The sequence below is a fragment of the Streptomyces sp. NRRL B-1347 genome (assembly GCF_000720325.1).
Lineage (GTDB): Bacteria > Actinomycetota > Actinomycetes > Streptomycetales > Streptomycetaceae > Streptomyces.
The window spans coordinates 50,378-60,046 of record NZ_JOJM01000049.1 but is presented as its reverse complement, the minus strand read 5'-3'; the positions used below and the strand labels follow the sequence as shown (position 1 = coordinate 60,046).

Here is a 9,669-nt window from a genome sequence, read left to right as displayed (position 1 = left end):
GTCGCGCGTGACGTCCGGGTACGTCTCGCTGTAGCTGCCCTCCAGCCAGGAGTTGGCGAGCACGGCGGGGCCGCCGTGCCCGGGACCCCACACGCACAGTGCTTCGATGCCGCGGGTCTTGACGATCCGGTTGAGGTGGGTGTGGACGAGGTTGAGGCCGGGTGAGGTGCCCCAGTGGCCCAGAAGGCGGGGCTTGACGTGCTCGGCCGCCAGCGGCTCGGCCAGGAGCGGATTGGCCAGCAGGTAGATCTGACCTGCGGCGAGGTAGTTGGCGGCACGCCAGTGCGCGTCCAGGGTGCGCAGTTCGTCGTCGGTCAGTACGGTGCTGTTCTGGTGGTCGACCGAGGGCATGGGAACTCCGGTAGTCGTCGGACGGAGGAAGCGGCATGGTCGGCAAGGCGACGTCGTTGCCGCGAGGGGTGTACGAGCGGGAGCTGCTGCGCCTGCAGACGGAGCTGGTGAAGGTCCAGGAATGGGTGCGGGCCGAACGCGCCCGGCTCGTCGTGGTCTTCGAGGGCCGGGACGCCGCGGGCAAGGGCGGCACCATCAAGCGCGTCGCGGAACACCTGAACCCGCGGGTCGCGCGCATCGTGGCGCTGCCCAAGCCCACCGAGCGCGAGCGCACCCAGTGGTACTTCCAGCGGTACGTCGGGCACTTGCCGGCGGCCGGGGAGATCGTGCTGTTCGACCGGAGCTGGTACAACCGGGCCGGTGTGGAGCACGTGATGGGCTTCTGCACGAAGGAGGAGCATCAGCTGTTCCTGCGTCAGTGCCCGATCTTCGAGCGGATGCTGGTGGAGGACGGGATCCTGCTGCGCAAGTACTGGTTCTCGGTGAGCGACGCGGTGCAGCAGGAGCGGTTCCGGCGTCGCCTGCAGGATCCGACGCGACGCTGGAAGCTGTCGCCGATGGACTTGGAGTCCATCACGCGCTGGGAGGCGTACTCCCGGGCGAAGGACGAGATGATGGTGCACACGGACATCGCGGAAGCGCCGTGGTACGTCGTCGAGAGCGACGACAAGCGCCGGGCCCGGCTCAATACGATCGCCCACCTGTTGGGTTCGATCCCGTACCACGAGGTGCCGCCACCGGTCCTCGAACTGCCGCCGCGGCCCGGGTCGACCGGCTATGTACGCCCTCCGCGCGATCTGCAGACGTACGTTCCGGATCACGCGGCGACACTCTGAACCCCGCACGGCGCTCACACCGGTTGCGGTACGACGGCGACGGGACAGGCGGAGTGGTGCAGGAGCATGTGCGCGACCCGGCCGAGCTGGAGCCCGTACGGACCGTGCCGTCGCTGGGCGCCGACGACGAGCAGATCGGCACGTGACGCGGCGTCGAGGAGCACCAAGGGCGCGGAGCCTTCGACGACGTGCTCCAGGACCGCGACGGAGGGGTGGTCGGCCACGGCAGCACGCAGGGCCGTGGCGAGGCCGTCCGCCGCGCGCTGCTCGTGGGAGCCGGCGGGCTCCCCGGGGCGGTGGGCGGGTGCGGGGGCCTCGTACAGGGGGCGGCGCCAGACGTGTACGGCCTCCAGGACGACGCGGCGCAGTGCGGCCTCGCGGAAGGCGAACCGGACGGCTGCCGCGGAGTGCGGCTTGTCGCCGACACCGACCACGACGCGCTGCCGTGTGCCGGCCCTGGCCTGGTTGTCGTGACTGCCGCGCAGCACGATCACCGGGCAGTCGGCGCGGGCCGCGACGCCGAGGCTCACCGAACCGAGCAGCAGCTCCGCGATGCGGCCGCGCCCGCGCGAGGCCACCACCAGAGCCACGGCGTCGCGGGCCTCGCGCAGCAGCGCCGGGACCGGGTCCTCGTCCCTGATCCGGAGGGAGAGCTTGAGGTTCTCATCGCGCCGGTGCGCACGCCGCGCGGCGGTGTCGACGACGAAGTCGGCCAGCTCCTTGGCCGACGGCTTGCCCAGCACGTTCGCGAGCGAGGCGTCGTCGTCGACCTCGCGGGAGGCGGCGTGCACAAGGCGCAGCGGCACTCCGCGCAGGACAGCCTCATCGGCGGCCCAGTCGACGGCGCGCAGGCTGTGCTCGGAGCCGTCGATGCCCACTACGAGTGGGAGTTCCATCCACCTCACCTCTTCCCGGGGCCCGCAGAGGGGCGCTCAGTGGTGCGGGACGACCGCGACGGGGGACGCCGCGTGCTGGAGCACGGAGTGGGCGACCGGCCCGGTGCGGGGGCCGATCGGGCTGCGGCGGATCCGACGGCCGACCACGAGGAGGGAGGAGTCCTGGGAGGCAGCGGCCAAGTGTTCGGCCGCCCCGCCGGAACGGGCCTCGTCGACGATAGCCACTTGCGGGAACGCGCGGGCCCACGGGCGCAGCATCCCGGCCAGGTCGACCGTCGGCCGCCGGGCCGGATCCACATGCACGACGCGCAGCGAGGTCGAGCGGCGGGCGGCCGCCTCGAAAGCGAACGTGACGACCGCGTCGTGCGGGTTGGAGGTGTCCAGACCGAGGACGACGGGCCGGTACGGGGTGGCGGCGGACGGGACGCCCGCGGGGTCCATCAGATGCTCGTCGGCGGCCTGCTCCCCGGCGCGCACCAGGACGACGGGCTGGACGGCGTGGGCAGTGGCCGCGAGCGCGACGGAGCCCAACAGGAAGCCGGCGATTCCGCTCAGGCCGCGTGAACCGAGCACGAGCAGCGCCTCGTCATCCCGCGCCCGCCGGGGCAGCAGTTGTCCGGGCCTGCCGGAGAGCCGCCGCACGCCGACCTTGACGCCGGGATGCCGCAGGCGCAGCCCTTCGGCGTACTCGCGGGGAATGCGGTCGATCCAGTGCTGGCGGGTCTCCGGACCCATGAGCGGCGCCTGCTCGACGGGCTCCGGAGCGGGCTCCAGGACGCTGACGAGCGTGAGCGGCAGATCGCGCAGCTTCGCCTCCCGGGCCGCCCATTCCGCGGCGGCCTGACTTTCCGGTGAGCCGTCGAGGCCCACGATGACGGCTCGGGGCATGTCCTCCACCTCCTGGTGCGGGGTTCTCGTGTCAGCGTCGCGCGTGACGCGCTGTGAGGGCAGGGGCCGCAGGGCCCGGGGGAGGGCCGACAGGCCCTCCCCCGGGCCGCCACCCGGATGCCGGACGGGTTCACCGCAGCCAGCGGTGGCGGCGCACGAACGACAGCCCGGCCCAGCGGCCACCGGCGCCGAGGGCGTCACCGGAGCAGGTGGCGGCGAGTGCGATCAGGGCGACGGCGTAGATGACGTGGTAGTCCACGACCGGGTTGGTGGACAGGCTCAGCGAGCCGTCCGAGAGGTGCTTGGCGGGCGGCCACTCGGCCATCCACATCAGGATCATCATCGCCGTCCCCGCGGCGGCCGCGAGGCGCAGGCCGACCCCCGCGACCAGGGCCAGGCCGACGCCGAGGAGCCCGGCCATGAACAGCCAGTCGGCCCAGGCGTCACCGGCCCAGGAGTGGAAGGTGGACTCCATCGGGCCCGCCGCCACACCGCTGAGGAAGCCCTCGGTGGGCGAACCGCCGTCGATCCACCCCTTTCCGGACGCGGTGGAGTAGCCGAATCCGAAGGTCTTGTCGAGGAAGGCCCACAGGAAGACCGCCCCCATGAACAGGCGCAACGAGCCGAGCGCGTAAGCCCGCGCGGTGTCCGCGCGGGCGGCCGTCGCCGCGTGGGCCGCGGAACGGCGCCGGAACGAGGGCAGCGGGATCCCCCAGCCTCGGTGCGGGTGGTCGTGGGTACTCATGGCCGTACTCCTTTCGACGGTGTCCTCGTCGGACACGGTCCACTCTGGTCACGCGAACCGTGCCGCGCCGCGTGCCGAACGTCCGGGACACCGGGGCCGGAAGGTCCTTGTGAGAAGGCCGACCGGGTCAGGTGCGGCCGTCGTCCTGCGGGGCCCTGTCCGCCGCCGCGGCTCCAGGGCGGGTTCGTGGACTGGGGCACGCTCCTGGGGCAAGGGCCCGGCGGCAGGACACGCGGCGTCAGCTCTACGGCGGGTACCTGGCGGCGCTGACCCGGAGCCGGCCGGTCGACGTCACGCGTGCGGGACGACGGCCACCGGACAGGCGGAGTGGTGCAGCAAGGCGTGGGTGACCGCACCCAGGTGCCCGGTGGAGGTCCTGCGTCCCACCACGACGAGGGAGGCCTCCCGCGCCGCGTGGACCAGAGCACCGGCGGCCCGCTCCTCGCAGACGGTCTCGGTCACGGACACCTCGGGGAACTTCGTACACCACGGCCGCAACGCCGCGATCACAGCACGCTCTTGGGCCGCGAGCAGCTCCGGCCCCGGGAGCGGCTCTCCCTCGGCCACGCGCGACAGCGAGGGGCGGAAGGCATGGACGGCGCGCAGGGACGCGCCGTACTCCCGTGCGGTCACGAAGGCGAACTCGATGAGTTCGTCGCAGGGGTGCTCGGTGTCCAGCCCGAGCACGACGTCGCGGAAGGGCGTCCCGGGCACTTCGTCCGGCGAGATGCCGTGCAGGGCGGGCAGGTGCTCGGCGGCCACGGTCTCGCCCGCCCGGACGAGCACCACCGGGCACGGACAGTGGGCGACGACCCGCTGGGACACCGACCCCACGACGAACCCGACGACACGGCCGAGTCCTCGCGACCCGAGGATCAGCAGGTCAGAGGACTCGGCCGCCGAGAGCAGAGCGCTGACCGGGGCGCCGGACACCAACCGTTCGTCGATCCGCAGCCGAGAGTGAGCGGCGTGGACGCAGCTCACCGCTTCGCTCAGGACCTGCTCGGCGGCCGCGCGCTCGGTGCTGTCGGCGGGGACGGACGACGCCGGGTGCGGATGCCACCTCCACACGTGCACCAGGCGCAGTGGGACGCCCCGGCGCAGGGCCTCCCGGGCCGCCCACTGAGCGGCTGCCAGACTCTCCGTGGAGCCGTCGACACCTGCGGTGACGTACCGATCCATGCTGCGCACCTCCTGTATCGGTGGCCGTGTCCGTGGCCGACGCGGTCCTCGTGACCGACCGTCGCGCCGGTACGCCGAGCCGGGAAGGGCCCGCACGGCCCCGGCCGCAGGTCGTTCGGCCTCCTGGCGGCCCGGACACCGCTTCGCGGTGTGCCCGACGGCGCCCATGGGGGTCAGGTGGCTGGTGCGAGGGCCGAGTGGCCCATGGCCCCGCACGGAGTTCCGGATCATGCTGGAAGGAGAGTCCACCGCCCGCCTTGGAGGACGTCATGAACGCTCCGTCCGCATCCAGCGCCCTGCGGTCGCTGCCCCACGAACACCGGGAGCGGCTGATGGGCGCCGCTCACGAGGTCTCGTTCCCTCAGGGAACGCGGCTCTTCTCGGAGGGCGGGCGTGCCGATCGCTTCTGGGTCGTGCGCACCGGCTCGATCGCCCTCGACATGAAGGTGCCCGGCCGCCGGGCGGCCGTCATCGAGACCCTCGGCCACGACGAACTGGTCGGCTGGTCCTGGCTGTTCGGGCCGCCGACGTGGCACCTGGGCGCGGAGACGGCGTCGCCGGTGCGCGCCTACGAGTTCGACGCCGTGGCCGTACGGGCCATGTGCCAGAACGATCCCGCGTTCGGCCTGACGATCGCCCACTGGGTGGGCGGCACCCTCGCCCACCGCCTGCGCTCGGCGCGCATCCGGCTGTTGGACCTGTACGCACCGTACGGCAGCGGCAGCACGCTGTGACCTCGCGCGTTCCGTGCCCTCGCGGCGGAACGCCGTGATCCCTCACGCGGGCGGCCCGCCGCTCATCACTGCCACCGGCAAACAGGGGAACAGTCTCGTCATGACCGATACACGCACCTTCACGGAGCAGCACCCGGTCCGCGTCTTCCTCCTTGACGACCACGAAGTGGTCCGACGCGGCCTGGCCGACCTGCTGAACGCCGAACCCGACATCACAGTGGTCGGCGACGCCGACAGCGCCGAACGCGCGCTGACGCGCGGCCCCGCACTGCGCCCGGACGTCGCGGTTCTCGACGTGCGCCTGGCCGACGGGGACGGCATCACCGTCTGCCGGGAGCTGCGCGACCAGCTGCCGAACCTGGCCGTCCTCATGCTGACGTCGTTCGACGACGAGGAAGCCCTGCTCGACGCGATCATGGCCGGAGCCGCAGGCTACGTACTCAAGCAGATCAAGGGATCCGACCTGGTCTCGGCGGTGCGCACCGTCGCCTCCGGCCAGTCCCTGCTCGACCCGACGACGACCGCGCGGCTGATGCGCTCGCTGCGCACGGGGCCCGCCGAGGAGCCTGCCGTCGCGCCCGAGCTGGTGGGCCTGTCGGAGCGCGAGCGGGACATCCTCGCACTGATCGGCGACGGCCTCACCAACCGCGAGATCGGCAAGAGGCTCTATCTCTCGGAGAAGACCGTCAAGAACCACATTTCGCGGCTGTTGTCGAAACTCGGCGTCCAGCGCCGTGTGCAGGCGGCGGTCATGGCCACCCAGCTGGCAACCCCCGATCGGGGCGAAGACGCCGACCGGTGAAGCACGCGCGGGCCGCCCGGCCGCGGCAGGAGACCGTACGGCCCCTCCCGCGCGGAACGCGGACACCTCAGGCTGGTCGGCAGGCACACCGCACCGATCGACCGATCGACCGATCAACGGTCGCGGAACGGCCCTGCGGCCCCTGCGGCGCCGGGCGGGGAGGAGCACGCGATGGGTTCCACGACGCTCGACGCGGCCACGTTGGAGAAGCTGGTGTCGGCGGCCGTCGCGGCCCCGTCCGTGCACAACACCCAGCCGTGGCGCTTCCGGCTCGCCCCGGACACGCTCACGCTGGAGATCCATGCCGCGGCCGAACGCGGACTGCGCCACATCGACCCGACCGGGCGCGCCCTGCACGTCTCGGTCGGCTGCGCGGTCCTCAACCTGCGGGTCGCCGTGGCCCACTTCGGCTGGGAGCCGGTGACCCGCCTGCTGCCCCGCCCCAGCACGCCGGGACTGCTCGCCGCGGTCCGGTTCGGCGGCAGCGCGCGGCCGGGCTCAGCGCGCCTGTACGACGCCCTGTGGCGCCGCCACAGCAGCCGGTTCCCCTTCTCCGAGCGGCCGTTGCCCGCCGACGTCCGCGCCGAGCTGTCGGAAGCCGCGCTGGCCGAAGGCGCGTTGCTGACCTTCCCGCCTCCCGTCGAGAGCCAGCGACTGCTGCTCCTCACCAGGGAGGGAGAGCACCGCAACAACACCTCGGCCGACCGGGCCACGGAGAGCCGCCAGTGGGTGCGCGAGCCGGACCGGTCGGGCCTCGGCATGCCCGCGCGGACGCTGGGGCCCCAGGACTTCCGGGAGCGGATGCCCATGCGTGACTACGGCGCCCACCTGCACCCCGGCGGACTGCCCGCCCAGGCCTTCGAACGGCACCCTACGATCGTGCTGCTGTCCACGGCGCACGACCGGCGGACCGACTGGCTGCGGGCCGGGCAGGCCCTGGAGCGCGTGCTCCTGGTGGCCACCGCCCATGGCGTGCGGGCATCGCTGCTCCACCAGGCCCTGGAGTGGCCGGATCTGCGCGAGCAGCTCGGACCGCCTTCCGGATCCCGGAGCGGCCACCCGCACATGGTGATCCGCATGGGGTACGGCCCGACGGGACCGTCCACGCCGCGCCGCAGCGCGCGGCAGACGATGACCGGTGGTGACGGTTCAGCTCTCCCGTGAAGGCGTCGGCACCCGCCACACCAGCCGCGTGCCGCTCCCGTTCGGCCCTCGGCGCAGTGTGAGAGTCCCGCCGAGGGCATGGGCGCGCTCGGTCAGGTTCCGCAGTCCGCTGTGCTTGGCCCCCTCGGGAATGCCCTGGCCGTCGTCGGTCACCGCGAGCGTCAACTCGCCGTCGGCGCAGCGCAGGTGCACGTCGGCGGAGCGCGCGTGCGCGTGCCGGGCGGCGTTGCTCAGGGCCTCACCGAGAACGGCGAGCACGTGGTCGGCGACGTCGGCCGGGACGTCGGTGTCGACGAGTCCTTCGATCCGCAGCGCGGGCGTGAAGCCGAAGGCGGCGGCGGAGTCAGCCACCGCGCGCGACACCCGCCCCCGCAGCCCCTCGCGTCCCGCCCCACCGCCGTGCGTGCGCAGGCCGAAGATGGTCGACCGGATGATCTTGATGGTGTCGTCGAGGTCGTCGACCGCTCGCGACAACCGCTCCACGGCCTCGGAGTGCTCCACGAAGCGCTGGGTGCTCTGCAGGGTCATCCCGACCGCGAAGAGCCGCTGGATGGCCAGGTCGTGCAGATCACGCGCGATCCGGTCGCGGTCCTGGAGCAGGGCGACCTGCTCCGCGTCGCGGCGCCGGTCGGCGAGCTCCAGGGCCAGCGCGGCCTGGCCCGCGAAACCCAGCAGCGGCCCGGCGTCGGCGTCGGAGAACGGCGTACGGCCGCTCAGCCGCCCGAGCACCAGCACGCCCCGGGCCTTGCCGCTCACGCCCAGCGGCACCGCGACCACGGGGCCGAGCCCGGCCCACTGCGAGCCGTTGCCGCCCACGCGGGAGTCGTGGCTGATGTCGGCGCTCACCACGGGATCCGCGGCGTCGAGAGCGGCTCCGACCAGACCCTCGTGAGCCGGGAGCACCACCCCTTTGCGGCGCTCGGCGTCCACCCCGACCGCGAGCAGCGGCCGCATCTCCTCCGACTTCGCGACGTACTCCGCGATCATTCCGACGTCGGCCGACACGATCTCCCGGGCCTGCTCGACGATGAGTTCAAGCACGTCGGTGCTCGGCGCCCCTGACAGCAGGGTGCTCGTGACCTCGGCGCTGGCCCGCATCCAGCGCTCACGCAGCCGCGTCTCCTCGTACAGGCGGGCGTTCTCGATGGCGACGCCGGCCGCGACGGCGAGCGTGGACAGCACGGATTCGTCCTCGGCGTCGAACTCCTCGGCACCGCGCTTCTCGGTCAGGTAGAGATTGCCGAACACCTTGTCCCGCACCCGGATGGGCACACCGAGGAACGAGTGCATCGGGGGATGCCCCGGCGGGAAGCCGTACGACGACGGATGCTCCGAGAGCTCCGGCATCCGCAGCGGCACCGGGTGGCGGATCAGTTCACCGAGGATGCCGTGGCCGCTGGGCAGGTCACCGATCCGTGCCCGCTCCTCCTCGTCGATGCCCACGGTCAGGAACTGGGACAGCGTGCGGTCGTCACTGATCACTCCCAGGGCCCCGTACTCGGCGTCCACGAGGACCACGGCAGCCTCGACGATGCGGCGCAGCACCTGCGGCAGGTCCAACTCGCGGCCGACGGACAGCACCGCCTCCAGCAGGCTGTGCACGCGGTCCCGCGTGCCCCGCGCGGCGTCGATGCGCGTCTGGAGTTCGTCGAGCAGCTCGTCGAGGCGCAGCGTGGGCAGATGCCGTTCGGGGCCACCGGCCCGGTCGCGGGTTCCGTCCCCGGTCATCGCTTCCTCCACCTGGCTCGCACCGACGTGGTGTGGGTCACCGATGGCACCGGTTCTCACCGTACCGGCGAGGGAGCGGTACCGGGCGTCATCGGGTCGAGACGGTACGGATCGTGTCCGGCTTTCGGCGTCAGGCAGCCGTACGGAAGGCCTTTCGGCCGTGCCGCGGCCGCCGGGCCCGGCAGGGACGTACGGACCTGGTGAACGGCCCTCTCGGCCCCTGCCCGCCGGCGCGCGCAGGTATGACGATGACGGAAGAAGAGCGTACGGAGCCGAGAAGAAGAGCGTACGGAGCCGAGCGGAACGTGTCGCTTGGCGGGGCCGACGCATCGGGACACACGAG

9 protein-coding genes and 1 pseudogene are annotated in these 9,669 nt (G+C 72.7%); 4 read left to right on the top strand and 6 right to left on the bottom strand.

Annotation, left to right across the window (positions count from 1 at the left end; genetic code table 11):
• Positions 1-351, bottom strand: a pseudogene (locus IG74_RS0131940) (phosphoketolase); the annotation flags it as partial.
• 35 nt (positions 352-386) lie between these two features.
• On the opposite strand from IG74_RS0131940, the gene ppk2 reads away from it, so the two are divergent.
• Positions 387-1,187: a polyphosphate kinase 2 gene (gene ppk2 / locus IG74_RS0131935; RefSeq protein WP_030684411.1), complete on the top strand. Its 801-nt coding sequence runs from the start codon at positions 387-389 to the stop codon at positions 1,185-1,187.
• 14 nt (positions 1,188-1,201) lie between these two features.
• On the opposite strand, the gene IG74_RS0131930 is transcribed toward ppk2, so the two are convergent.
• The 4 genes from IG74_RS0131930 to IG74_RS0131915 form a co-directional block, all read right to left on the bottom strand.
• The gene (locus IG74_RS0131930; protein ID WP_030684410.1) at positions 1,202-2,083 is read right to left on the bottom strand and encodes a universal stress protein; all 882 of its coding nucleotides are present in this window, start codon (positions 2,081-2,083) and stop codon (positions 1,202-1,204) included.
• A 36-nt stretch (positions 2,084-2,119) separates the two neighbouring features.
• Positions 2,120-2,971, bottom strand: a complete 852-nt coding sequence (locus tag IG74_RS0131925; protein WP_030684409.1) for a universal stress protein — start codon at positions 2,969-2,971, stop codon at positions 2,120-2,122.
• Positions 2,972-3,101: 130 nt separating this feature from the next.
• Positions 3,102-3,716 carry a DoxX family membrane protein gene (locus tag IG74_RS0131920; RefSeq protein ID WP_030684408.1) on the bottom strand — a complete coding sequence of 205 codons (615 nt, stop codon included), beginning with the start codon at positions 3,714-3,716 and terminating at the stop codon, positions 3,102-3,104.
• Between the two features lie 291 nt (positions 3,717-4,007).
• Positions 4,008-4,898: a universal stress protein gene (locus IG74_RS0131915; RefSeq protein WP_030684407.1), complete on the bottom strand. Its 891-nt coding sequence runs from the start codon at positions 4,896-4,898 to the stop codon at positions 4,008-4,010.
• A gap of 269 nt (positions 4,899-5,167) precedes the next feature.
• Between IG74_RS0131915 and IG74_RS0131910 the strand changes: the two genes are divergently transcribed.
• The 3 genes from IG74_RS0131910 (at position 5,168) to IG74_RS0131900 (ending at position 7,598) form a co-directional block, all read left to right on the top strand.
• Positions 5,168-5,632 (top strand): cyclic nucleotide-binding domain-containing protein, encoded by a 465-nt coding sequence (locus IG74_RS0131910; RefSeq protein WP_030684406.1) that lies wholly within the window; start codon positions 5,168-5,170, stop codon positions 5,630-5,632.
• Between the two features lie 100 nt (positions 5,633-5,732).
• Positions 5,733-6,434, top strand: coding sequence for a response regulator (locus IG74_RS0131905; RefSeq protein WP_030684405.1), 702 nt, complete (start codon positions 5,733-5,735; stop codon positions 6,432-6,434).
• 171 nt (positions 6,435-6,605) lie between these two features.
• Positions 6,606-7,598 (top strand): Acg family FMN-binding oxidoreductase, encoded by a 993-nt coding sequence (locus tag IG74_RS0131900; RefSeq protein ID WP_030684404.1) that lies wholly within the window; start codon positions 6,606-6,608, stop codon positions 7,596-7,598.
• Here the strand turns inward: IG74_RS0131900 and IG74_RS0131895 are convergent.
• Positions 7,584-9,326, bottom strand: coding sequence for a GAF domain-containing protein (locus tag IG74_RS0131895; protein WP_030684402.1), 1,743 nt, complete (start codon positions 9,324-9,326; stop codon positions 7,584-7,586). The two genes, IG74_RS0131900 and IG74_RS0131895, sit on opposite strands and share 15 nt — an antisense overlap.
• Positions 9,327-9,669: the final 343 nt, after the last annotated feature.